Below are 22,212 nucleotides of genomic sequence, written 5' to 3'. Positions count from 1 at the left end.
GACCGCTCCTGTGCGAGCTGAGCGACCGCCAGGACACCTCGACGGCCCCGCCCGCGGGGGTGCGCGGAGCAGGACGGGACGTCACCTAGCCTGGGGCCATGATCTCCGGCATCGACCGCTCTGACCTCGACCCCGCCGTCCGCCCGCAGGACGACCTGTTCCGGCACGTCAACGGCACGTGGCTGACCGAGCACGAGATCCCCGCGGATCGCGCGTTCGACGGTTCGTTCCGCGCCCTGCACGACCAGGCCGAGGAGCACGTCCGGCAGATCATCACCGAGCTCGGCGAGCACACGGCACGGGACGGCGACTCGCCGGCGGACCCGAATGCGGCGCGCATCGGTGCCCTGTACACGAGCTTCATGGACACCGAGACCGTGGAGCGGCTCGGCCTGACCCCGCTCGACGAGGAGCTGGCCGCGATCGACGCCGCCACGGATCGCGAGGCGCTGGCCGGCGTGCTCGGCGCCCTGCAGCGCACCGGTGGAGCGCAGGCGGTCGGCCTGTACGTCGACAACGATGCGCACGACCCGGAGCAGTACGCGGTGTACCTGTACCAGGCTGGTCTCGGCCTCCCGGACGAGGCGTACTACCGCGACGAGGGCTACGCGGAGATCCGTGCGGCGTACACCCCCCACGTGGCGCGCATGCTGACCCTGTCCGGCGTGCCCCGAGCGACCGAGGACGCCGAGCAGGTCGTCGCGTTCGAGACGGCGCTGGCCACGCACCACTGGGACGTGGTCGCCGACCGGGACGCGGAACGCACGTACAACCCGATGTCGTTCGAGGACCTCGTCGCCCGCGCGCCGGGGTTCGACTGGCGCGGCTGGGCGGCCGCCCTCGGCGTACCGGCGGGCTCCCTGGACCGCGTCGTGGTGCGGGAGCCCGAGTTCGCGGTGGGCCTGGGCCAGGTGTGGACCGACACCGACCCGGCCGTGATCCGCTCCTGGCTGCGTTACCACCTGCTCACGCGCCGCGCCCCGTACCTCACCGACGACGTGGTCGAGGCGAACTTCGACTTCTACGGACGCACGCTGACCGGCGCGCAGCAGGTGCGGGAGCGCTGGAAGCGCGCCGTCAGCCTGGTGGAGGGTGCGCTCGGGGAGGCCGTCGGCCAGGTCTACGTCGCCCGGCACTTCCCGCCCAGCCACAAGGAGCGGATGGTCGAGCTGGTCGCCACCCTGGTGGAGGCCTACCGCCGATCCATCACGGACCTGGACTGGATGGGCGAGGCGACCAAGGCCCGCGCCCTGGAGAAGCTCGACGCCTTCACCCCCAAGCTCGGCTACCCGGAGACCTGGAAGAGCTACGAGGGCCTCGAGATGGAGCCCGCGGACCTCATGGGCAACGTGCGTCGCTCGAACGCCTACGAGCAGGATCGTGAGCTCGGCAAGATCGGCCGACCGCTCGACCGGGGCGAGTGGTTCATGACTCCGCAGACCGTGAACGCCTACTACAACCCCGGTATGAACGAGATCGTCTTCCCCGCGGCGATCCTGCAGCCGCCGTTCTTCGACGTGGACGCGGACGACGCCGTCAACTACGGCGGGATCGGCGCCGTCATCGGGCACGAGATCGGCCACGGCTTCGACGACCAGGGCTCGAAGTACGACGGCACGGGCGCGCTGCACGACTGGTGGACCACGGCCGACCGTTCGGAGTTCGAGAGCCGCACCCGCGCGCTGATCGACCAGTACTCGACCTTCTCGCCGGCCCAACTCGACGATCCGACCACGCGGGTCAACGGCGCCTTCACCATCGGGGAGAACATCGGCGACCTGGGTGGGCTCGCCATCGCGCTCGAGGCCTACACGATCGCCCTGGCCGGCGCCGAGGCACCGGTGCTGGACGGCCTCACGGGGACCCAGCGCGTGTTCCTGGGCTGGGCGCGCGCCTGGCGCGAGAAGGGGCGCGATGAGGCCGTGCGCCAGCGGCTCGCGACCGACCCGCACTCCCCTGCCGAGTTCCGCTGCAACGGCGTCGTACGCAACATCGACGCGTTCCACGAAGCGTTCGGCACCGTCCCGGGTGACGGCCTGTGGCTGGACCCAGGCGCCCGGGTCTCCATCTGGTAGGCGCCCGGGCCTCCTCCTGGCAGGCGCCCGCGCCGCACCGGTCCGCGGCGCGACCCGTCAGAAGAAGCGGTAACCGGCCCGCGCCACCGAGAAGCCCTGACCGGTCGGGTTGTGCCGGCACGTCACGCCGTTGGTCGACGAGTGGCAGGTCATCTGCCCGACCGTGCTCGCCTGGCCGTACTCGAGCGTCGGGGCGCCGGCCGGGACGGGCGGCGGCGCACCCACCACGCACTCCATCTGGGGGTCGTGGCCGGCCACGATCCGCAGCACGTTGCCGACGGTGCCGGAGCACCCGGTGGGCGGGTCCGGGGGCGTGAAGGTGAAGCGCAGGATGGTGCACGTCGCGGACGTCTCGGTCATCTCGCACCAGATGTTGTGGCTCGGCAGCTCGAACGCCGTGAAGGTGTTCGGGTTGGTCGGGTCCGCCGGGACGCTCACGTCGGGCGTGGTCTCCGGAGCGACCGTGCCGCTCGTCGAGCCGGCCACCTGCACGGGACCGCGCGGGCCGAACGGCTGGAGCAGCGCCGCCAGGATGACGAACGTGACCACCAGGATCACGTCGACGACGACGAACGTCGCCATGCCCGGGGTCAGCCCCCACCGCCCTCGCTGGTCCATCCACCCTCCTCGTCCGCGGCAGGATCGCACGCGGTCTCGACCACCGCGAGGCATCCTGCCCGATCCGCGAGGGGGAGGTGCCCTCGTCCGCGACTCAGTCGAAGATCGGACCGTCGGTCCGGGTGCGCTTGAGCTCGTAGAACCCGGGCACGGACGTCATGAGCGCGAGCCCGTCCCAGAGCCGGCCGGCAGCCTCGCCTCGCGGGGCGGGGGTCACCACGGGGCCGAAGTAGCCCACCCCGTCGATCGCGACCACCGGCGTGCCGACATCCTCGCCGACGAGCGCGATCGCCTCGGCGTGGGAGGCACGCAGGGCCTCGTCGTGCTCGTCGGTGTCGACGGCCGCCGCGAGGTCCGTCGGCAGCCCGACCTCGTCGAGCGCCTCGACGCACACCTGCGCGAAGTCCTGGCGCCCTCCCGGGTGGATGCGCGTACCCATCGCGTCATACAGCGGCTTGACCACCGCGTCGCCGTGCGCCGCCCGCGCCGCCGTGACCACCCGCACCGGGCCCCAGGCCCGCGCCATGAGGTCCGCGTATCGCGGGGAGAGCTCCCGCCCCTCGTTCAGCACTGCCAGGCTCATCACGTGCCAGCGCACCCGGACCGGTCGAACCGCCTCGACGTCGCCCAACCAGCGGCTGGTCATCCAGGCCCACGGGCAGGCGGGGTCGAACCACATGTCGGCGGTCGTGCCGACGGTCTGCGCGTCGGTGCTCACGAGGACTCCTCTCCGCGCCGCACCGTGCGGACGCGGTACCACTGTGCCGCCGGCGGCGGGCCGGCGCACGCCGCGCCCGCGACGTGGGCGCAGGCACCCCCGAGGCGGTGCGGACGTGAAAAGATGCGCCCACCCGCTGCGAAGGAGCACCGCTGTGCCCGGTCAGAACCTCACGCGTGACGAGGCGCGCACCCGTGCCGTCATGACGGTCGCGAGCTACGACGTCGCGCTCGACCTCACCACCGGCCCCACGACGTTCCGGTCCACCACCGTGGTCCGGTTCTCCGCCCCGGCAGGCATGTCGACCTTCGTGGACCTCATCGCCCCGACGGTGCACGAGGTCGTGCTCAACGGCCGGGCGCTGGAGGTGGCGGAGGTGTTCGCGGACTCACGCATCGCCCTGGAGTCCCTGGCCGCGGACAACGAGCTGCGCGTCGTGGCGGACTGCGCGTACATGAACACCGGCGAGGGCCTGCACCGGTTCGTCGACCCGGTCGACGGCGAGGTCTACCTGTACTCCCAGTTCGAGGTCGCGGACTCGCGCCGGGTCTTCGCGGTGTTCGAGCAGCCGGACCTCAAGGCGTCGTTCACGTTCACGGTGACCGCACCGGACCACTGGACCGTGGTGTCCAACTCCCCGACGCCCGAGCCGGAGCCGCTGGGCGAGGGCGCGGCGCGGTGGTCCTTCGACCCCACGCCGCCGCTGTCGTCCTACGTCACCGCGATCATCGCCGGGCCGTACCACCGCCACGCGGGCACGATCTCCTCGGTGGACGGCCGCACGCTGCCCGCCGCGGTGCTGTGCCGCGCCTCGCTCGCCGAGCACCTGGACGCCGAGGAGATCCTGGCGATCACGCAGGCGGGCTTCGGGTTCTACGAGGAGCGGTTCGGCCGGCCGTACCCGTTCGCCAAGTACGACCAGGTCTTCGTGCCCGAGTTCAACGCGGGTGCGATGGAGAACGCCGGCGCCGTGACGTTCCTCGAGTCCTACGTCTTCCGCTCCAAGGTCCCGGACGCGACCGTCGAGCGTCGCGCGATCACCATCCTGCACGAGCTCGCGCACATGTGGTTCGGCGACCTGGTCACCATGCGCTGGTGGGACGACCTCTGGCTGAACGAGTCGTTCGCCGAGTACGCGTCGACCTTGGCCGCGGCGGAGGCGACCCGGTGGACCACGGCCTGGACGACGTTCTCCTCCCTGGAGAAGTCCTGGGCGTACCGCCAGGACCAGCTGCCGTCGACGCACCCGATCGTCGCCGACATCCGCGACCTGGAGGACGTCGAGGTCAACTTCGACGGCATCACGTACGCCAAGGGCGCCTCCGTCCTCAAGCAGCTCGTGGCCTGGGTCGGCGAGGAACAGTTCTTCGCCGGCGTCCGGGCGTACTTCGCCAAGCACGCCTGGGGCAACACCGAGCTGCGCGACCTGCTCGCCGAGCTCGAGGTGACCAGCGGGCGCGACCTGGCTTCCTGGTCCCGGCTGTGGCTCGAGCAGGCCGGCGTCACGCTGCTGCGCCCCTTGGTCGAGGTCGACGCGCACGGCGTGGTCACCCATGCGGAGGTGGCCCAGGAGGTGCCCACCGAGCACCCCGTGCAGCGCCCGCACCGACTCGTGGTGGCCGGCTACGACCTGCTCCCGGACGGTGACGGCAGCCGCTTCACGCGGACGTTGCGCGCCGAGCTGGACGTGCGGGGACCGCGCACGCCGGTGCCGGACCTCGTCGGCCGGGCGCACCCGGACCTCGTGCTGGTCAACGACGAGGACCTGGCGTACGCCAAGGTCCGCCTGGACCGCGCGTCGTTCGCCGCGGCGACCGAGCACCTGAGCGAGTTCGGCGACACCCTGCCACGAGCCCTGGTCTGGGCCGCGGCGTGGGACATGACGCGCGACGCCGAGGTCCCGGGCGAGACCTTCGCCGAGCTCGTGCTGCGCAACGTCGGGGACGAGTCGGACTCCACGGTCGTGCTCGTGCTGCTCCGGCAGCTCGCGACCACCGTCGACCTGTACCTTGCGCCCGACCGCCGCGCGGAGGTCGCCCGGGCCACGGCCGACCAGCTCCTCGCGCTGGCGCGCTCGGCCCGGCCCGGCAGCGACACCCAGCTCCAGCTGGTCAAGGCGTTCGCGGCGCGCGCAGTCGATCCCACCCAGCTGGACGCACTGGCCGCGCTGCTCGATGGCAGCGGCCCGCTTCCGGGCCTGACCGTGGACACCGACCTGCGCTGGGAGCTCCTCACCGGTCTGGTCGCCGGCGGCCGGGCGGGCGAGGCGGAGATCGCCGCCCAGCTCGCCACCGACGCGACGGCCACCGGCGAGCGAGCGGCGGCCGCCGCTCGGGCCGCGCTGCCGACGGCGCAGGCCAAGGCCGCGGCGTTCGAGGCAGCCGTGCACGACACCTCGCTCGCCAACGCCCTGCAGACCGCGACCATCGCAGGGCTGACGCGGGTACCCGACCCGGACCGCCGGCGCGAGCTCCTCGAACCGCTCGTGGAGCCGTACTTCGCATCCCTGGTGGACGTGTGGGCCACCCGCACCAACGAGACCGCGCAGAACGTCGTGACCGGCCTGTTCCCGACCACGCTGGCCGGGACGGGCGTGGACGTGCTCGGACCGGCCGACGCCTGGCTCGCCGACCACCCGGACGCCCCTCCGGCGCTGCGTCGACTCGTCGCGGAGAGTCGCGACGGCGTGCGCCGCGCGCTGACCGCCCAGGCGGTCGTCCCCGCCCGCTAGCCGACCGGGCCGCTCACCGGCCCAGGACGCTGACCAGGGACCGCAGGCGCTGGTGCTCGAACACTGCGTCGACCGTGACCAGGTTCTGCGCGGAGTCGGCCAGGGGTACGCGCCAGTTCGGGTACTCCTGGTCCGTGCCTGGCTGGTTCTGGGTGCGTCGCTCCCCCACGGCGTCGGCCAGCGAGACCCCGACGAGGACCGACGGCGACGCGAGGACCAGGCGGTGCAGCGCCTCGACGAGCTCCCGCTCGCTCGGGGCCGGGCCCACGAGCCCCCGGGACCGGAGCACCTCGACCATGCGCTCGCGCTCGGCGCGGGCGTCGGCGCGCGTCTTGTCCAGGGAGTCGGTGAGCAGACCCAGCTGGTGGCGCAGGTCGACGTGCTCGCCGGCGAGATACCCGGCCGTGGGCGGCAGGTCGTGCGTGGTGACGGTCGCCAACGCCAGCCGACGGTAGTGCTCGGGCGGCATGACCCCGCCGTCCTCGTACTCGAACCAGAGCACCGACGTACCCAGCACCCCGCGCTCGGACAGGTAGTCGCGCACCCACGGCTCGAAGGTCCCGAGGTCCTCACCGATCACCACGGCACCGGCCCGCTGCGCCTCCAGGCACAGGATCCCGACGAGCGCCTCGTGGTCGTAGCGCACGTAGGCACCCTCGTGCGGGGACCGGCCCTGAGGGATCCACCACAGCCGGAACAGCCCGATCACGTGGTCGACCCGGATCGCCCCCGCGTGGCGCAGGATCGTGCGCAGCAGGTCGCGGAACGGTCGGTAGGCATCCCTGGCCAGGGCGTCCGGCCGCCACGGTGGCTGCGACCAGTCCTGGCCCTGCTGGTTGTACATGTCCGGCGGCGCCCCGACCGCGACCCGGCTCGCCAGCACGTCACGCAGCGCCCACGCGTCGGCGCCTTCGGGGTGCACGCCCACGGCGAGGTCGTGGACGATGCCCAGTCGCATGCCCGCCTCGCGTGCGGCGGCCTGGGCGGTGGCCAGCTGCTCGTCGGCCACCCACTGCAGCCAGCAGTAGAAGTCGATGCGGTCGGCCAGCTCCGCGCGCAGCCGCCGCACGAGCGGGCTGTTCCGGTCCTGTGCCTCCTCGGGCCACGCGTCGGGCGCGTAGTGCTCGTACAGCGCGCACCAGGTGGCGAAGTCCTCCAGGCCACGTCCCTGCTCCTGCCGGAACTCCTCGAAACGGGCCTGGCGAGCGGCGGACCGCGGCGCGGCGAAGACCACCTCGAGGGCCACCCGCTTGGCCGCCCACGCCGCGTCGCGGTCGATCGGGCCGGGGTCGTCGGACATCGGCCGCGCCACCTCCGCCTGCCACTCGACCAGGGAGCGCTCGGCGATCGGCAGGTACGCGGTCTCCGGGATCTCTTCGGGCCGGACGTACAGCGGGTGCACGAAGCGTCGCGTGGTCGGCAGGTAGGGCGACGGGGTCAGCGGTGGTACGGGCTCGGCGGCGTGCAGCGGGTTGATCAGGAGGAAGTCGGCGCCCAGCCGACCCGACCCCCAACCCAGGTCCGCGAGGTCCGCGAGGTCGCCCACGCCCCAGGAGCGCGTCGAGCGCACGGAGTACAGCTGCGCCATGAAACCCCACCCGCGCCGCTCCCCCAGGCCCGCCGGGAGCTCCATCCGCGCCGGCGTGACGACCAGCGGGCTGCGCGTGACCGTCGGGCCGGACTGCGCGACCAGGGTGTGCCAGCCGAGCGGGAGGTCGGCGGGGATCTCGACGGTCGCCCGACCCACGGTCCGGCCGTCGACCACTCGGGGCGCCACCCAGTGGTCCACCTGCCCGACCTCACGGCGGCCACCGTCGTCCTCGAGCTCGATCCAGGTGGCCACGGGGGCGCCGTCGTCGACGTGCACCGCCACGTGCGGGGTGGCCCCCTGGCGCAGCACGACCACGGGAGGCAGCATCCGCCGCCACACCTCGTCCTCGGCGTTCTCGAGCTCCACGGCGACCCGCTCCGGGGTCGACGCGTCGACCCCGAGCGCGGCGAGCACGTCGACCATGGTCCCGGGGCTCACCCACTGATGGCTGCCGTCGAAGCCCCAGAAGTCCGGCACGACGCCGTACCGCTGTGCCAGGGCGAGCAGCGCGTCGGTCAGTCCCTCGGGGCGCGCGTCGTCGAACACCCTCCGATCCTGCCAGAGCGTGGGTCGCCTGGCCGTGCGGGGGGCCCGGACGCGCGGGCGAAAACCCCGCCTCGTCAGTTGCTCTCGCGCTTGGCGGTGGGCTCGCCGGACAGCCGACGGGCCGTGGTGATCAGGCCGACGTGGCTGAACGCCTGGGGCACGTTGCCCAGCTGACGGTCCAGACCGGGGGCGTACTCCTCGGACAGCAGCCCCAGGTCGTTGGCCAGGTCGAGCGACCGCTCGAAGAACTCGGTCGCCTCGTCGGTCCTGCCGATCTCCCACAACGCGTCGGCGTACCAGAAGTTGCACGCCACGAAGGCACCCTCCTGGCCCTCGAGCCCGTCCCCCGCAGCATTGCCGGAGGAGTCGGTGCGGTAGCGGACCAGGAGGCCGTCCATCATCAGCTCACGCCCGATGGCCTCCACCGTGCCGACCACCCGTGGGTCGTCCCACGGCAGGAAGCCGACCTGCGGGATCAGCAGCAGCGCCGCATCCAGGGCCGACGAGCCGTAGTACTGCGTGAACGTGTTGCGATCGGCATCGAAGCCCTTCTCGCACACCTCGTCGTGGATCTGCTGGCGCAGCTTCTTCCACTCGTCCAGCGGGACGTCCATGCCGTTGTCCTCGGCGCCCTTGATCATCCGGTCGACACCCGCCCAGCTGAGCACCTTGGAGTGCACGAACTGCTGCTGCGGCCCACGCATCTCCCACAGCCCGTTGTCCGGCTCCTGCCAGGTCTGGCGCACGTGGTCCAGGAGGGCCACCTGCACGGCCCAGCCCTCGTCGGTGGTCGCGATGCCGTGCGTGCGGGCCATGTGCAGCGTCTCGAGCACCTCGCCGTACACGTCGAGCTGGTGCTGCTCGGAGGCCGCGTTGCCCACCCGCACGGGTCGGGAGTCCTCGTACCCGTCCAGCCAGCCCAGCTCGGACTCCGGGATCCGGCGCGAGCCGTCGAGCGCGTACATGATCTGCAGGTCCGCGGGGTCACCCGCGACCGCACGCAGCAGCCACGCACGCCACGCCTTGGCCTCCTCGACGTATCCCGTCCCCAGCAGGGCCTGGAGCGTGAAGGACGCGTCGCGCAGCCAGCAGTACCGGTAGTCCCAGTTGCGCTCACCGCCCAGGCGCTCGGGAAGGGAGCTGGTGGCCGCGGCCACGATCCCGCCGGTGACGGCGTCGGTGAGCGCCTTGAGCACGATCAGCGAGCGGCGCACGGCATGCTCCCAGCGACCCTCGTAGCTCAACTGACCGATCCAGCCGGTCCAGAACTCCTCCGTCTCGATGAGGGCGTCCTCGGCGTCCACCGCTGACGGGACCTCGCTCCATGCCGGGTAATGGGTCAGGACCATCGGGATCCGCTGGCCCTGACGGATCTCGAACTCGGCGACCAGGTCACCGTCCTCCCGGTGCAGCGCCACGGGGCTTGCCACCGCGACCGCGTCCGGCCCGGCGACCGCCGTGGACCGCCGATCACCGACCTCCAGCCAGGGCACGACGTGGCCGTAGTCGAAGCGCAGCCGCAGGTGCGTGCGCATGCGGACGGTCCCCTGCAGCCCCTCGACGATGCGGACGACGTCGGCGGCCTCGCCCCGCGGGGGCATGAAGTCGATCACGCGCACCGCACCGTCGTCGGTCTCCCACTCGGTCTCCAGGATCAAGGTGTCGTCGCGGTAGCGGCGCCTGGTGCAGTCGCCGGACCCGACCGGGGCCACCCGCCAGTGCCCGTTGTCGTGCTCACCCACGAGCGCGGCGAAGCAGGCCGGAGAGTCGAACCGGGGCAGGCACAGCCAGTCGATCGATCCGTCCAAGCCGACCATGGCCGCGGTCTGCAGGTCCCCGATCAGTCCGTAGTCCTCGATGCGCGACGCCACCATCAGTCCTCTCCCGGCGTCCGGAGCGGTTCTCCAGATGCCCCTCAGCGATTGCCTGCCTACAGTCAAGATCAGGCCTTCGAATTTCGCACGGCGAGCGCCGGGTCCATCCGTGGCGGCTCCGCGCTGTGCACGGCACGCGCCCTGCGAGCGTGTGCGACGCCCACAGGGCGCCCGCCGAGACAAGAACGTCAGACCGAAGGAGCAGACATGTCGAGAGTGGTCGTGGTGACCGGAGCGAGCGGCGGCGTCGGCCGTGCCGTCGTGCGCGAGATCGCTGGGCCCGGCGTGGCGATCGGGCTCCTCGCCCGCGGTCGCGCCGGCCTCGAGGCGGCGGCTGTGGAGGTCGAGTCCGCCGGCGGCACCGCTCTGGTGCTGCCCACCGATGTCGCCGACGCCGCGCAGGTCGACTCGGCGGCCGCACGCGTCGAGGACGAGCTGGGGCCGATCGACACGTGGATCAACGTCGCGTTCTCCAGCGTGTTCGCGCCGTTCACACAGGTGACGGCCGAGGAGTTCGCCCGGGCCACGTCGGTGACCTACCTGGGCTTCGTGCACGGGACCAAGGCCGCGCTGGACCGCATGGTGCCTCGAGACCGGGGCACCATCGTGCAGGTCGGCTCCGCGCTGGCCTACCGGGGGATCCCGCTGCAGAGCGCGTACTGCGGCGCCAAGCACGCGATGGTCGGGTTCACCGAGTCGCTGCGCACCGAGCTCATGCACGACGGCAGCAACGTGCACGTGACCATGGTCCACCTGCCCGGGGTCAACACCCCGCAGTTCAGCTGGGTGCTGTCCAAGCTGCCCCGCCACCCCCAGCCGGTGCCGCCGATCTACCAGCCCGAGGTGGCGGCGCGTGCGATCGTCACCGCGGCGAACGACCCGCGGCGCCGCGAGTACTACGTCGGCTCCTCGACGGTCGCGACGGTGATGGGCGGAAAGCTGGCCGGGGGCCTGCTCGACCGCTACCTCGCGTTGACCGGCTTCGACTCGCAGCAGACCGGCGAGCGCACCTCCCCGGACCGGCCCGCCAACCTGTTCGAGCCGGTCGACGACGACCACGATGTCGGCGCGCACGGTGAGTTCGACTCCCAGGCGCAGCCGACCTCCTGGCAGGCGCGCTTCACGTCGTCGCCGTGGCTGGTCGCCGGCGTCGTCAACCTCGCTGCCCTCGCGGTGGCCGGCTCGAAGATGGTGTGGGGTGACCGGGCCGCGTTCGCCAAGGCGGTGACGTGGCGCCGATGAGCCCGCTGCTGCCGCCCGGCTTCACGCACAACCCCTCCTCGCTGCAGCTCAGGCGCTGGCTGGTCGGTCTGGCCTGCGCCGGCCTGGCGGTCGCGACGTTCCTCACCCTCGTCCAGCTCCGGGTGATCGGGTCGTGGGATCCGGTCTTCGGCACCACCGAGGACGTCCTGCACTCCTGGGTCTCCGAGCTGTTCCCGGTGCCGGACGCGCTGCTGGGTGCTCTGATCTACCTCTCGGAGGTGGTCCTGGGCTCGATCGGCGGCGCCGACCGCTGGCGCACGCACCCGTGGGTCGTGCTCGCTTTCGAGGCGGCCCTGCTCGCGACCGCCACGGCCGGGATCGCCCTGACGCTGGTGCAGGCGTTCGTGCTGCACACCTACTGCCTGCTGTGCCTGGTGCAGGCCGCGATCGGTGTCACGTTGCTCACGGTGTCGCGGTTGCAGGAAGCGCGCGCGGCCCTGGCGCAGCTGAGGCGGCTGCGCCGCTAGCCTGCTCCGCATGCCCGTCGCGACCACCGCTCTGCCTGCTGCCGCCCTCGGCCCGCTCGTCCCCGCCGCAGGGGTGTCCACCGTCGTGGGGGACGAAGCCTCGCGCTGGTACGACTGGCTGATCGGCGCTCCCCTGCAGACCCTCATCACGCTGGCGGTCGCCGGCCTGGTCCTGGTGCTGCTGCGGTGGATCATCCGCCGCGCGGTGCGCTCCGTGGTCGAGGGCAGCACCCACGTCCGCAAGCAGGCCCGCCGACTGCTGCTGCGCTCGGGGATCGACGCCCCCGCGGACGACCCGCTGGTGATCGCCCGCCGCGTGCAGCGCGCGGAGACGATGGGGTCGGTGCTGCGGTCGTCCGCGGCGCTGCTGGTGGGAATCGTGGCGATCACGGTGCTCGCGAACATCTGGGGCTGGGACCTGGGCCCGCTGCTCGCGTCGGCGGGCGTGGCGGGCGTCGCGCTCGGCTTCGGGGCCCAGACCCTGGTCAAGGACTTCCTGTCAGGGCTGTTCATGCTGGTCGAGGACCAGTACGGGGTGGGCGACGTGGTCGACCTGGGCGACGCGACCGGGGTCGTCGAGGCGATCGGTCTGCGCGTCACGCAGATCCGCGACCTGCAGGGGACGCTGTGGTACGTCCGCAACGGCGAGGTGATGCGGGTCGGCAACCTCACCCAGGGCTGGTCGCGGGCCTTCGTCGAGGTGCTCGTCACCCCGGACCAGGACATCGAGGCGGCCACGGAGGCGCTGCGGACCGCGGCGGCCTCGCTCGCCGATGACCCCGACGTCGCGCCGCAGCTGCTGGATGAGCCCGCGGTCACGGCCTACGAGGACCTCAGCGCGGAGTCGGTCAGGTTGCGCACCATGGTCAAGACGGTGCCGGGCCAGCAGTGGGCGGTGCAGCGGGTGCTGCGGGGCAAGATCCGCGACGCGTTCGCGGGCTCGGGCGTCATGCTCGCGCTGCCGCACCGCGAGGTGCACGTCCGGCCCGGGCTTGCGGCGCTCACGCCGGCCTCGGCGGGCGCCGACGCCGGCTCGGCGGAGTCTGCGACGTCCCGGACTCAGGACCAGAACAGCAAGGGCTGACCCACCGCGACCCGGTCCCCGGGTTCTACGACCGCCAGCACCTGGGCCCGCGGGGCCTGGAGCGCCACCACGGGGCTGGCCAGGGCCGAACCCGACCCCCGCACGTCCCAGACCAGCAGCCGCTCACCGGCCCGGACCCGTTCGCCGACGCGGCCCAGCTCGCTCACCTCGTGGTCCACGACCTGGACGCCGAGGTGCACCAGCACCTGACGGCCGTGCCCGGCGATCAGCATCACCGCGTGGGGCAGGGTCGCGTGCACCAGGCCGTCGCACGGCGCGCACACCGTGACGCGGCGCGCGTCCGGATCCGGCCGGACCGCGAGGCCCGGGCCCACCACACCCGCCGCGTACACCGGGTCGGGCAGGTCCTCGAGCGCCACGACCGTCCCGGCGAACGGCGCCACCAGCTCCAGGACCCGTCGCTGCGTGCTCACCCGACCCCCTCACGCCCACTCCTCCAGCGCACGATACCGACGCCCACCGTCCCAGCGCCGAGATCGGGTGCCCGTGACGGGGTGCCAGGCGGCCATGGGTCCGCGGTCGGGGTGTGGTCGGGTCCGGTGCGGTCAGGCGTCCCAGGTGAACAGGGGGTCCAGCTGGTGCACCGCGGTCCCGGCCGGCCCGGCGGCGTGCAGGGCGGACCGCTCGGTCTGCAGCGCCACCACGGGGCACAGCGCGGGCTTGCCGTGCGCGACGGCTGCCGCGACGTCCCACGTGACCAGTACCTGGCCGGCCCGGACGGTGTCGCCCTGGCCGCAGTCCAGCGTGAAGGTCTGACCGAGCAGGCGCACGGTGTCCAGACCCAGGTGCACCAGCACGGCGCGCCCGTCGGGCACCTGGATGACGAACGCGTGCGGGTGCAGGGCGGAGAGCACACCGTCGACCGGGGCGACCACCTCCACCACCCCCGTGGAGTCGGGTTGCACGGCGATGCCGGGGCCGAGCATCTCCTGGGCGAACACGTCGTCCGGGACGTCGGCAAGCTCGACGAGCGACCCCGCGATGGGAGCGGCGACGGTGAGCCGTTCGCTCATGCGCGCAGGTCGTCGATCTCGGACGCGAGGGTGTCCGCCTCGGGGCCGACCACCACCTGGACCACGGAACCGGAGCGGACCACCCCGAAGGCACCGCTGGTGCGCAGCGCGTCCTCGTCGACCAGACCCGGGTCGGTCAGCTCGACCCGCAGGCGGGTGATGCACGGCTCGAGGTCCACGACGTTCCCCGAGCCGCCCAGTGCCGCGAGGATCTCCTCGGCCTTGCTCATCGGTCCTCCTTGTCCGCCGGCGCGGGACCAGCGTAGCCCTGGACCGCCGGGGCGGGCGCGCCGGCACGACCATCGTCACCCTCGCGTTGCGCCGCCGCCGGACCTGGGAGGATGGCGGGCGTGACGGACACCTCGCCGACCTTCTACCAGGCCGTCGGCGGCTCGGAGACGTTCGCCCGACTCGTCGAGCGGTTCTACGCCGGCGTCGCGGACGACGAGCTGCTGCGCCCGATGTACCCCGAGGAGGACCTCGGGCCCGCCGCCGAGCGCTTGCGCCTGTTCCTCGAGCAGTACTGGGGCGGCCCCACGACGTACTCCCGGACGCGTGGGCACCCACGGCTGCGGATGCGGCACGCGCCGTTCCCCGTGGGGCCCCAGGCCCGGGACCGGTGGCTCCTGCACATGCGGGCGGCGGTCGACTCCCTGGGGCTCGCGCCCATGCACCAGGCCACGCTGTGGGACTACCTGGAGCGGGCCGCCCACTCGATGGTCAACACGTTCGAGGAGGGTCGGTGAGCAGCCGGGTCCAGCGTGTGCTCGACACCCTGAGCATCGAGCAGGTCGGGCGCGACGAGTTCCAGGGGTCGAGCCTCCCGATGCCGCACGGCCGGGTGTACGGCGGCCAGGTGCTCGCCCAGGCACTCCTCGCCGCCGCCGCCACCGTGCCCGACGACCGGCCCGGCCCACGCCTGCCGCACTCCGTGCACGGCTACTTCCTGCGGCCCGGAGACATCGACGTGCCCATCACGTTCGCCGTGGAGCGGATGCGTGACGGCCGTTCGTTCACGGCCCGCCGCACCCACGCGCTGCAGGGCGGTCAGCCGATCCTGTCGATGATCAGCTCGTTCCAGCTCGAGCAGCCCGGGCTGGACCACCAGGACGCGCCACCGGACGTGCCCGATCCGGAGGAGATCGCCGTCTCCGGCGACGTGCTCACCGCGCTCGACCATCCGCTCGGCACGTTCTGGGGCCGCTACGGCGCCTTCGACATCCGGCACGTCGAACCCCAGATCTACCTGCGGCCGGCCACGCGGCGCACCGACGTCCAGCACGTGTGGATGAAGGCGCGCGGCCCGCTGCCGGACGACGAGGTGCTGCACCGCGCGCTGCTCGCGTACGCGTGCGACCAGGTGGTGCTCGAGCCGGTGCTGCGCCGCCACGGCACCGGCTGGGCGACGCCTGGCCTGTCGGTGGCGAGCCTGGACCACGCCATGTGGTGGCACCGGAAGGCACGCGCGGACGAGTGGCTGCTGTACGCCCAGGCCTCGCCCAGCGCGCAGGGTGGGCGCGGCCTGGGCACCGCGCAGGTGTTCGATCGCGGGGGCGCCCTGGTGGCAACCATCGCGCAAGAGGGCATGGTCCGGCTGCCCTGAGGTCCTCGGCGCGCGTAGCGGGGCGGTTGCCCGCACACTGGCGCGATGGCGGACGGACCCCTGGGCGGTAGCCGGCCTCTGGTGTGCGCCGTCACGGGAGTGACCGGCTACGTGGGCGGCCGGCTGGTCCCCGAGCTGCTGGCCGCGGGTCACGCGGTGCGCGCCGTCGCGCGCCTCCCCGGACGGCTGCGTGACCGGCCGTGGTACGACGGCGTGGAGACCGTCGAGGCCGACGCGGGGGACCTGGACGCGATGCGCGCCGCGCTGAGCGGCGTGGACGTCGCCTACTACCTCATCCACTCGCTCGCCGGGGGGCGGCGCTTCGAGGCCCGCGACCGCCGGGTGGCGCGCACCTTCGCCCAGGCGGCGCGGGAGGCGGGTGTGCGCCGGATCGTGTACCTGGGCGGCCTGCACCCCGACGTCGAGGACCTCTCCCCGCACATGGAGTCCCGCAAGGAGGTCGGCGAGATCTTCCTGGCCAGCGGTGTGCCGACCACCGTGCTGCGCGCCGCGGTGATCCTCGGGTCAGGGTCGGCGTCCTTCGAGATGATGCGCTACCTCACCGAGCGGCTACCCGCGATGACGGTGCCGCGCTGGGTGGACAACCGCGTCCAGCCGATCGCGATCCGCGACGTGCTGCACTACCTGGTCGGGTCCGCAACCATGCCGGCCGACGTGAACCGGTCGTTCGACATCGGCGGCCCGGACGTCCTGACCTACCGGCAGATGATGCAGCGCTACGCCGCGGTCGCGGGGCTGCGGCCCCGCGTGATCGTCCCCGTGGGAGTGCTGACGCCGCGGCTGTCCAGCCTGTGGGTCTCCCTGGTCACGCCGGTGCCGGCCGCGATAGCCCGCCCCCTGGTGGACTCCCTCATCCACGAGGTGGTGTGCACCGAGCACGACATCGCGCAGTGGGTGCCCGACCCCGCGGACGGGCTCGCCGGTTTCGACCGGGCCGTGCGGCTCGCGCTGAACAGGATCGCCGGGGCGGACGTGGCGACCCGGTGGTCGTCGGCCGCGGTGCCCGGGGCGCCGAGCGATCCCCTGCCGTCCGACCCCGGATGGGCGGGCGGCTCGCTGTACCGGGACGACCGGGAGAGGTACGTGCACGCCCCGGCCGAGGTGACCTGGGGCGTGGTCCAGGAGATCGGCGGCGAGCACGGCTGGTACTCGTGGCCGCTCGCGTGGCGGCTGCGGGGCCTCATCGACCGGGTGGTGGGCGGCCCCGGGCTGCGGCGGGGGCGCCGCGACCCGACCACGCTGTGGGTCGACGACCCGGTGGACTTCTGGCGGGTGGAGGAGGTCGAGACCGGTCACCTGCTGCGCCTGCGGGCGGAGATGCGGCTGCCGGGGCTGGCGTGGCTCGAGCTCGAGGTGACGTCCGAGGGCGACGGCTCCCGGCTGCGCCAGGCGGCGATCTACCACCCGCACGGGCTGCCCGGGCACCTGTACTGGTGGTCGGTCGCCCCGTTCCACGGCGTCGTGTTCGGCCCGATGCACCGCGGCATGGCGGCCGAGGCGGAGCGCCGCGCGGTCAGTGCAACGCCGACCACAGGGCACCGGGCGCCATCCCCGGCGAGCCGGGCCCTGCGGCCTCGGCGGCGTGCACCAGGTCCACGATCCGGCGGTTGAGCGGCGCCGGTGTGCCGGTGCGCTCGGCCAGCCGGACGATCTCCCCGTTGAGGTCGTCGACCTCAGTGGGCCGGCCGCGCACGAGGTCCTCCCACATCGAGGACCGGGCCTGCGCGTCCGTCGGCAACCGCGCGGCGAGCAGCCGCCGGGCCAGGGGATCGGGCAGGCGAAGCACGCGCAGCATGAGTCGGGCCGGCACCCGGCGCACCCGTCCGGGTCGGATCCCGGCCGCCCGCAGCACGGCCACCCCCTCGGCCAGCAGGCCGGCGACGACGCGTCGGTAGCCTTCCCGCGTCATGAGCTCGACCGTCGGGACGTCGGACAGCGCGCTGATCGCGTTGTTCAGGTTGACCAGCAGCTTCGCCCACTGGACGGCGGCGATGTCGGCGGTCGTGGTCACCTCGAGACCGGCGGCGGCGAGGGCGGCCACCACGGCTGCCCCCGTCGTGGTCCCGGACCGCGCGACCGTCAGCGGGCCGGGCAACCCGCAGTGCACGGCACCGGCGGGCCGGGACACCACGTTGAAGTCGACCACCGCGCCGAGCACCTGCCTGGTCCCGAGGGCGGCGTGCAGCCGGTCGACGTTGTGCACCCCGTTCTGGAGGCTGAGCACCACCGCGTCCGGACGCAGCACGGGGTCCAGCGCGGCGCCGACGTCGGCGGTCTGGCCGCTCTTGACGCACACCAGGACGACGTCGGCGTCCGCGAGCGACGCGACGTCGGTGCTCAGGGTCAGGTCCCGCGCGGGCACCGTCCTGCGGTCCGTACGGTCGCTGATCGTCAGGCCGTGCCGCCCCAGCTCCTCGACCACCCGGTCACGACCGACCAGGGTCACGTCCGCCTGACCGGCCGCGGCGAGCCGTCCGCCGACGTAGCACCCGATAGAGCCGGCGCCCATCACGCCGACCCGCAGGGCCCTCGCGCCGGACGTGCCGTTCACCGCCGCCGACGCAGCGCGACGGGTTCGCCCAGATACGGCTCCCAGGCTGCTCGCTCCTGCGCGGTGATCCGGCGGGGGCGTCCGGTTGCGGCGTCGACCAGGACGATGGTGGTGCGCGCGCGTGCGAACACGGTGCGGGCGGCGGCGTCGCCGCGGGTGACCTCGTAGCAGACGTCGATGCTCGCGCCGCCGAGGTTCCCGATCCACATCTCGACGGTCACCGGGTCGCGGTGGTACCCGAGCGGCGCGAGGTACTCGATCTCCATGGCAGCGACGAACGTGTGCGTCGCAGCGGTCGGGCCGGCGTCGAGCACCGCCGTGGGCCAGGTGGGCGCGTCGGCCTCGTGTCGCCAGAACGCTGCGATGCGCGCCTCCTCCAGGACCCGGAGCATCTCCACGTTGTTGACGTGCCCGTAGGCGTCGAGATCCGCCCAGCGCAGGGGTACCGGTAGCCGCAGTCTCATCGGCCCTCCCGTCGTCGTGCCCGTGCAGCGGCCCGCGTGGCGGCTGCGCGGCAAGCCTGGTGCCGGGCGACGACGTCGGCGACCGGTGCCACCACCCGCGCGTCGGCGACCCGTGCCACCGCGTCGTGCAGGCGCGCTGCCGCCCGGCCGCCCGCGCGCCGCGCGCCGACCCCGGCGGCGAGCCGCGCCACGCCCGCGAGCAGCAGTCCCAGGAGCGCCCCGCCCAGCGCGAGTGCCGTGGGCACCGGCAGCGCACCCCACCGGGGCGGGTCCGGGACGGGCAGCCGTAACGCGCCCATCCCCGCCAGCGCGGCGAGCCAGCCCACGCCGACGATCGCGAGCACCAGGACGAGCCACTGGAGGGCGCCCACGGCCCGCCACCACAGCGGGGTCCGGCCGGCCACCACGGGGGTCGACGCGACCGCGTGGTCCAGCTCGTCTGCCAGGTCGAGGTCCGCGCCCCGCGCCGCCAGGGCCCACGAGTCGGGCAGCGCCGCGACGGCGCGGTCGCGCCAGTCGCGGACCGCACCGGCCGCGTGCGCGCGCTCGGCCGGGCCGGCAGGCGGCAGCGAGGTGCGCGCCACCGCTTCATCGGTCTCCCGATCGACGCCGCGGCCGGTGCCCTGTTCAGTGCCGCGGGGGTGCCGGGCGGGCGCGAGGTGCATGGCATGCAGCGGGTCGGCGCGCAGCCGCGCGAGCCAGCGGGTCGGCGGCCAGCCCGTGGCCAGCCGGGCCGAGAGCCGGTAGGACCCGGCCGCCGCCTCGACGACGGTGGGAACCTTGGCGGCGAGCGCGAGGGCGTCGACGAGCGCGCGGTCCGCCCGCGGAACCGCCACGTCGTCGGTTCCGCAGCAGGCCACGACCCGGTCCGCCAGGGACATGACGTCCGCCTCGAGGCGGGCGCGGTGCGCCTCGTGCCGGAATGCGACGTCCGCGAGCGTGTTGCGCAGGTCGGCCACCCCGGCCCCCGTACGGGCGGAGACGGGCAGCACCCGGACCCCGTCCAGGCCGTCCTCGGCGAGCAGCCGGCGCACGTCGCCCAGGGTCACCTCGGCCTGGTCCGGCTCGAGCCGGTCGACCTGGTTGAGGACCACGAGCAGCACGTCACGGTACGCGGCGAGAGTGCGCAGGTAGCGCTCGTGCACGGCGGCGTCGGCGTACTTCTGCGGGTCCAGCACCCACACCATGAGGTCGACCAGTCCGATCAGCCGCTCCGCCTCGAGTCGGTGGGACGTGCGTACCGAGTCGTGGTCGGGCATGTCGACGAGCACCAGGCCGCCCGGACGCGCGTCGGGGCGACCCACGCGCTCGTCGATCTCCAGCCAGTCGAGCAGTGGACCCGCGTCGGCCACCCCGTGCACGACGGCCATGGCGTGGGCCGTCGTGGGGCGCAGCACGTCGACGGTGGCGACCTCCTCCCCCACCAGGGCGTTGACCAGCGAGGACTTCCCCGAGCCGGTGGCGCCGGCCACCGCGACCACGGTGTGGCGTTCGGACAGGCGCAGCCGCTCCCCGGCGCGGTGCTCGAGCGCCCGCACCTGCTCCACGAGCGGGCCGGGGAGCACCTCCGGTCCCGCCGCCACGGCCTGCTGCACGGCATCGTCGAGGGCGGCGAACCGGTCCGCGATCAGGACCACAGTCGCCTCCACCACGCTCGAAGGCCGCGCTCGGGACGAGCCTCCCGGCGTTCACGGCGGGAGGGCGGCGCCGGCGGCGTGGGGACGTCCGGCACCCTGACCAGGGCCAGCGCGGCCCGCAGAGCGCTGCCGTCGGTGCGCACGTCCAGGGCGTCCAGCGGGGCTCGCGTCCGGTCGGCCTCGTCTCGCAGCACACGGTCGACACGGGCTGCGAGGTCGGCCTCGGCGACCCGGGTGAGGCGACGCACGGCGTCGTCGCCGAAGATGGCCTCGAGCAGTCGCTGGGCGAGCACCGCGGCGCCCCCGGCCACCCCCACCTCGGCCCCGGTCAGGCCGCCCGTCTGGGCGAAGATCAGGATCATCAGGGCCGCGCCGAGCCCGTTGACGCCGAACGAGAGGACGCGGGCGGTGACCCGGCGGTCCGCTCCCTCGGTCCCCACCAGCTCGAGCACGCCGCCCTGCCAGGCCCGCACCTCGGCGGCCACCCGGTCGCGCAGGTCGGCCGAGGAGCGCGAGAGCCGCAGCCGGTCCAGCAGGACCCGTCCTGCCGGGTCGGCGTGCCAGGTCGTCCACACCCGCTCGGCGGCCCGGTCCGCCGCATCTGCCACCACGTCCACCAGGCCGGCGCCGATGGCCGCGGTGACGGGCTCGGGCGCACGCCGGCCACGCAGCGCGGCGGTGATCCGGTCCCGCCAGCTGCTCACCTTGGCCTCGAGCGCGCGCAGCAGCTCGCCCGTGCCGATGAACTCCTGCCACCGCGCGAGCACCTCGCCGCGCAGCATGGTGCCGTCCGAGGCGACCTCGGTGACCGTGCGGGTCGCCTCGGCGTAGGCGTCGACCGCGACCTGCGCCAACCACCCGGCGTGGGCGACCTGCGCGTCGGCCGCGTCGGCCAGCGCAGGCACTCGGGCCACCAGGTCGGCCACCGCGCCGTGCACCGTGGTGCGCACCAGCAGGTCGCGGGCGTCCGCGTCGGCCACCAGGCCCTGGAGCCAGTCCCGCACCGGCGCGGCCGCGGCGTCGGGCAGCAGGCCGCCGGCCAGCCGCGCCTCGGGCACCGCGAGCAGCCGGGCCCCGACCAGACCGTGCTCGGCCATCATCCGTCCCAGGTCCGCGGACACGGCGTCGCGTTCGGCGGCCTCCAGACGGTCCAGGACGACGCCCACGGCCGCGCGCCGGGCCGCGGCCTGGGCGAGCAGCTCCCACGGGACGGCGTCTGCGTAGCGCGCCGCAGTCGTGCAGAACACCCACAGGTCGGCGGCTCCCAGGAGCTGCGCCCCGAGCTCGCGGTTGTCCGCCACCACGGAGTCGATGTCGGGTGCGTCGAGCAGCGCCAGGCCGCGGGGCACGGCCGCATGGGCGACCAGGCGCAGGCTGCGCGGGCCCTCCCCCTCCCCGCGCCACCGCGCCAGACCGGGCAGGACCCTGTCCCCGGCGAACCACGCGGCGTCGTCGGGGTGGTGCACCAGCACGGGCGAGCGGGTGGTGGGCCGCAGCACCCCGGCCGGGCTGACCACGGCGCCGACCAGCGAGTTCACCAACGTGGACTTCCCGGCCCCGGTGGACCCGCCGACCACGGCCAGCAGCGGTGCGCCCATCTGGCGCACCCGCGGCAGCAGGTGGTCGTCCAGCTGAGCGGTCAGCCGCGCAGCCTCGGCCCTGGCCTGAGCCGCGCCGGCGACCTCGAGGGGCAGCCGCAGAGCGGCCACGGCCGTGCGCACCTCGGCGAGGCCGGCGGCGAGATCGGCACCGCCCGGGCCGGGCTCCGTCGGCCGGGCCGCCGTCCGGTCCCCGGGGGGCGTCGGATCGCCGCCGGGCGCACCGGAGCCCGCTCGGGGGTCGTACGACGCGTGCGACATATCCCCCGATCATGCCGGTTCCGACCCCGGAGTGCTGGCAACGGCGCCGCCCACCGGCGGCGCGCCGCGGGCGAGG

General features: G+C 73.9%; 19 protein-coding genes. 8 read left to right on the top strand and 11 right to left on the bottom strand.

Translation table 11 applies throughout. The features are described 5' to 3' along the window. Positions 1–98: 98 nt before the first annotated feature. Positions 99–2,075: a M13 family metallopeptidase gene (locus tag Q6348_RS08585; RefSeq protein ID WP_304600881.1), complete on the top strand. Its 1,977-nt coding sequence runs from the start codon at positions 99–101 to the stop codon at positions 2,073–2,075. A 57-nt stretch (positions 2,076–2,132) separates the two neighbouring features. Here the strand turns inward: Q6348_RS08585 and Q6348_RS08580 are convergent, their stop codons facing one another. Then, entirely contained in the window at positions 2,133–2,693 is a 561-nt protein-coding gene (locus Q6348_RS08580; protein WP_304600880.1) for a hypothetical protein, read from the bottom strand. 94 nt (positions 2,694–2,787) lie between these two features. Then, positions 2,788–3,372: a mycothiol-dependent nitroreductase Rv2466c family protein gene (locus tag Q6348_RS08575; RefSeq protein ID WP_304601944.1), complete on the bottom strand. Its 585-nt coding sequence runs from the start codon at positions 3,370–3,372 to the stop codon at positions 2,788–2,790. A gap of 193 nt (positions 3,373–3,565) precedes the next feature. On the opposite strand from Q6348_RS08575, the gene pepN reads away from it, so the two are divergent. Continuing rightward, complete coding sequence (pepN, locus tag Q6348_RS08570; protein ID WP_304600879.1) at positions 3,566–6,142, top strand: aminopeptidase N; 2,577 nt, start codon at positions 3,566–3,568, stop codon at positions 6,140–6,142. A 13-nt stretch (positions 6,143–6,155) separates the two neighbouring features. Here pepN and malQ read toward each other — a convergent pair whose 3' ends face one another. Together malQ and Q6348_RS08560 are read right to left on the bottom strand one after the other, a co-directional pair. Next, entirely contained in the window at positions 6,156–8,279 is a 2,124-nt protein-coding gene (gene malQ / locus Q6348_RS08565) for a 4-alpha-glucanotransferase (RefSeq protein WP_304600878.1), read from the bottom strand. A 74-nt stretch (positions 8,280–8,353) separates the two neighbouring features. Beyond that, on the bottom strand, positions 8,354–10,153 hold the full coding sequence (locus Q6348_RS08560; RefSeq protein WP_304600877.1) for a glycoside hydrolase family 15 protein: 1,800 nt from the start codon (positions 10,151–10,153) through the stop codon (positions 8,354–8,356). A 207-nt stretch (positions 10,154–10,360) separates the two neighbouring features. On the opposite strand from Q6348_RS08560, the gene Q6348_RS08555 reads away from it, so the two are divergent. From Q6348_RS08555 to Q6348_RS08545, 3 genes are read left to right on the top strand one after another with little or no spacing between them, the layout of a single operon-like run. Then, on the top strand, positions 10,361–11,395 hold the full coding sequence (locus tag Q6348_RS08555) for an SDR family oxidoreductase (protein WP_304600876.1): 1,035 nt from the start codon (positions 10,361–10,363) through the stop codon (positions 11,393–11,395). Next, on the top strand, positions 11,392–11,883 hold the full coding sequence (locus tag Q6348_RS08550) for a vitamin K epoxide reductase family protein (RefSeq protein WP_304600875.1): 492 nt from the start codon (positions 11,392–11,394) through the stop codon (positions 11,881–11,883). The genes Q6348_RS08555 and Q6348_RS08550 overlap by 4 nt, the downstream gene beginning before the upstream one ends. A 10-nt stretch (positions 11,884–11,893) precedes the next feature. After that, positions 11,894–12,967, top strand: a complete 1,074-nt coding sequence (locus Q6348_RS08545) for a mechanosensitive ion channel family protein (RefSeq protein WP_304600874.1) — start codon at positions 11,894–11,896, stop codon at positions 12,965–12,967. Here Q6348_RS08545 and Q6348_RS08540 read toward each other — a convergent pair. From Q6348_RS08540 to Q6348_RS08530, 3 genes are all read right to left on the bottom strand, one after another. Then, positions 12,943–13,401, bottom strand: coding sequence for a PTS sugar transporter subunit IIA (locus tag Q6348_RS08540; RefSeq protein WP_304600873.1), 459 nt, complete (start codon positions 13,399–13,401; stop codon positions 12,943–12,945). The two genes, Q6348_RS08545 and Q6348_RS08540, sit on opposite strands and share 25 nt — an antisense overlap. 132 nt (positions 13,402–13,533) lie before the next feature. Next, the gene (locus Q6348_RS08535) at positions 13,534–14,001 is read right to left on the bottom strand and encodes a PTS sugar transporter subunit IIA (RefSeq protein WP_304600872.1); all 468 of its coding nucleotides are present in this window, start codon (positions 13,999–14,001) and stop codon (positions 13,534–13,536) included. Next, positions 13,998–14,231: a PTS sugar transporter subunit IIB gene (locus Q6348_RS08530; RefSeq protein ID WP_304600871.1), complete on the bottom strand. Its 234-nt coding sequence runs from the start codon at positions 14,229–14,231 to the stop codon at positions 13,998–14,000. Before Q6348_RS08530 ends, Q6348_RS08535 begins: the two co-directional genes overlap by 4 nt. Before the next feature lie 111 nt (positions 14,232–14,342). Here Q6348_RS08530 and Q6348_RS08525 point away from each other — a divergent pair, with 111 nt between their 5' ends. From Q6348_RS08525 to Q6348_RS08515, 3 genes are read left to right on the top strand one after another with little or no spacing between them, the layout of a single operon-like run. Further along, positions 14,343–14,747, top strand: a complete 405-nt coding sequence (locus Q6348_RS08525) for a globin (RefSeq protein WP_304600870.1) — start codon at positions 14,343–14,345, stop codon at positions 14,745–14,747. After that, positions 14,744–15,604 carry an acyl-CoA thioesterase gene (locus Q6348_RS08520; RefSeq protein WP_304600869.1) on the top strand — a complete coding sequence of 287 codons (861 nt, stop codon included), beginning with the start codon at positions 14,744–14,746 and terminating at the stop codon, positions 15,602–15,604. Before Q6348_RS08525 ends, Q6348_RS08520 begins: the two co-directional genes overlap by 4 nt. 45 nt (positions 15,605–15,649) lie before the next feature. Beyond that, complete coding sequence (locus Q6348_RS08515; protein ID WP_304600868.1) at positions 15,650–17,236, top strand: SDR family oxidoreductase; 1,587 nt, start codon at positions 15,650–15,652, stop codon at positions 17,234–17,236. Here Q6348_RS08515 and Q6348_RS08510 read toward each other — a convergent pair. From Q6348_RS08510 to Q6348_RS08495, 4 genes are read right to left on the bottom strand one after another with little or no spacing between them, the layout of a single operon-like run. Beyond that, positions 17,139–18,176, bottom strand: coding sequence for a 2-dehydropantoate 2-reductase (locus tag Q6348_RS08510; protein ID WP_304600867.1), 1,038 nt, complete (start codon positions 18,174–18,176; stop codon positions 17,139–17,141). The two genes, Q6348_RS08515 and Q6348_RS08510, sit on opposite strands and share 98 nt — an antisense overlap. Continuing rightward, entirely contained in the window at positions 18,173–18,640 is a 468-nt protein-coding gene (locus tag Q6348_RS08505; protein ID WP_304600866.1) for an acyl-CoA thioesterase, read from the bottom strand. The genes Q6348_RS08510 and Q6348_RS08505 overlap by 4 nt, the downstream gene beginning before the upstream one ends. Further along, entirely contained in the window at positions 18,637–20,292 is a 1,656-nt protein-coding gene (locus tag Q6348_RS08500) for a GTPase family protein (protein WP_304600865.1), read from the bottom strand. The genes Q6348_RS08505 and Q6348_RS08500 overlap by 4 nt, the downstream gene beginning before the upstream one ends. Next, the gene (locus Q6348_RS08495; protein ID WP_304600864.1) at positions 20,268–22,136 is read right to left on the bottom strand and encodes a P-loop NTPase family protein; all 1,869 of its coding nucleotides are present in this window, start codon (positions 22,134–22,136) and stop codon (positions 20,268–20,270) included. Before Q6348_RS08495 ends, Q6348_RS08500 begins: the two co-directional genes overlap by 25 nt. Positions 22,137–22,212 lie beyond the last annotated feature (76 nt).

Origin of the sequence: Actinotalea lenta (genome assembly GCF_030586465.1) — a bacterium.
Lineage (GTDB): Bacteria > Actinomycetota > Actinomycetes > Actinomycetales > Cellulomonadaceae > Actinotalea > Actinotalea lenta.
The sequence above is the reverse complement of the archived record's forward strand: the minus strand, read 5'-3'. Positions and strand labels throughout refer to the sequence as shown.

Coding starts and splice junctions, on each gene's coding strand:
- Q6348_RS08585 (WP_304600881.1), top strand. CDS start 99: ATGATCTCCGGCATCGACCGCTCTGACCTCGACCCCGCCGTCCGCCCG.
- Q6348_RS08580 (WP_304600880.1), bottom strand. CDS start 2,693: ATGGACCAGCGAGGGCGGTGGGGGCTGACCCCGGGCATGGCGACGTTC.
- Q6348_RS08575 (WP_304601944.1), bottom strand. CDS start 3,372: ATGTGGTTCGACCCCGCCTGCCCGTGGGCCTGGATGACCAGCCGCTGG.
- Q6348_RS08560 (WP_304600877.1), bottom strand. CDS start 10,153: ATGGTGGCGTCGCGCATCGAGGACTACGGACTGATCGGGGACCTGCAG.
- Q6348_RS08555 (WP_304600876.1), top strand. CDS start 10,361: ATGTCGAGAGTGGTCGTGGTGACCGGAGCGAGCGGCGGCGTCGGCCGT.
- Q6348_RS08550 (WP_304600875.1), top strand. CDS start 11,392: ATGAGCCCGCTGCTGCCGCCCGGCTTCACGCACAACCCCTCCTCGCTG.
- Q6348_RS08545 (WP_304600874.1), top strand. CDS start 11,894: ATGCCCGTCGCGACCACCGCTCTGCCTGCTGCCGCCCTCGGCCCGCTC.
- Q6348_RS08535 (WP_304600872.1), bottom strand. CDS start 14,001: ATGAGCGAACGGCTCACCGTCGCCGCTCCCATCGCGGGGTCGCTCGTC.
- Q6348_RS08530 (WP_304600871.1), bottom strand. CDS start 14,231: ATGAGCAAGGCCGAGGAGATCCTCGCGGCACTGGGCGGCTCGGGGAAC.
- Q6348_RS08525 (WP_304600870.1), top strand. CDS start 14,343: ATGGCGGGCGTGACGGACACCTCGCCGACCTTCTACCAGGCCGTCGGC.
- Q6348_RS08515 (WP_304600868.1), top strand. CDS start 15,650: ATGGCGGACGGACCCCTGGGCGGTAGCCGGCCTCTGGTGTGCGCCGTC.
- Q6348_RS08505 (WP_304600866.1), bottom strand. CDS start 18,640: ATGAGACTGCGGCTACCGGTACCCCTGCGCTGGGCGGATCTCGACGCC.
- Q6348_RS08495 (WP_304600864.1), bottom strand. CDS start 22,136: ATGTCGCACGCGTCGTACGACCCCCGAGCGGGCTCCGGTGCGCCCGGC.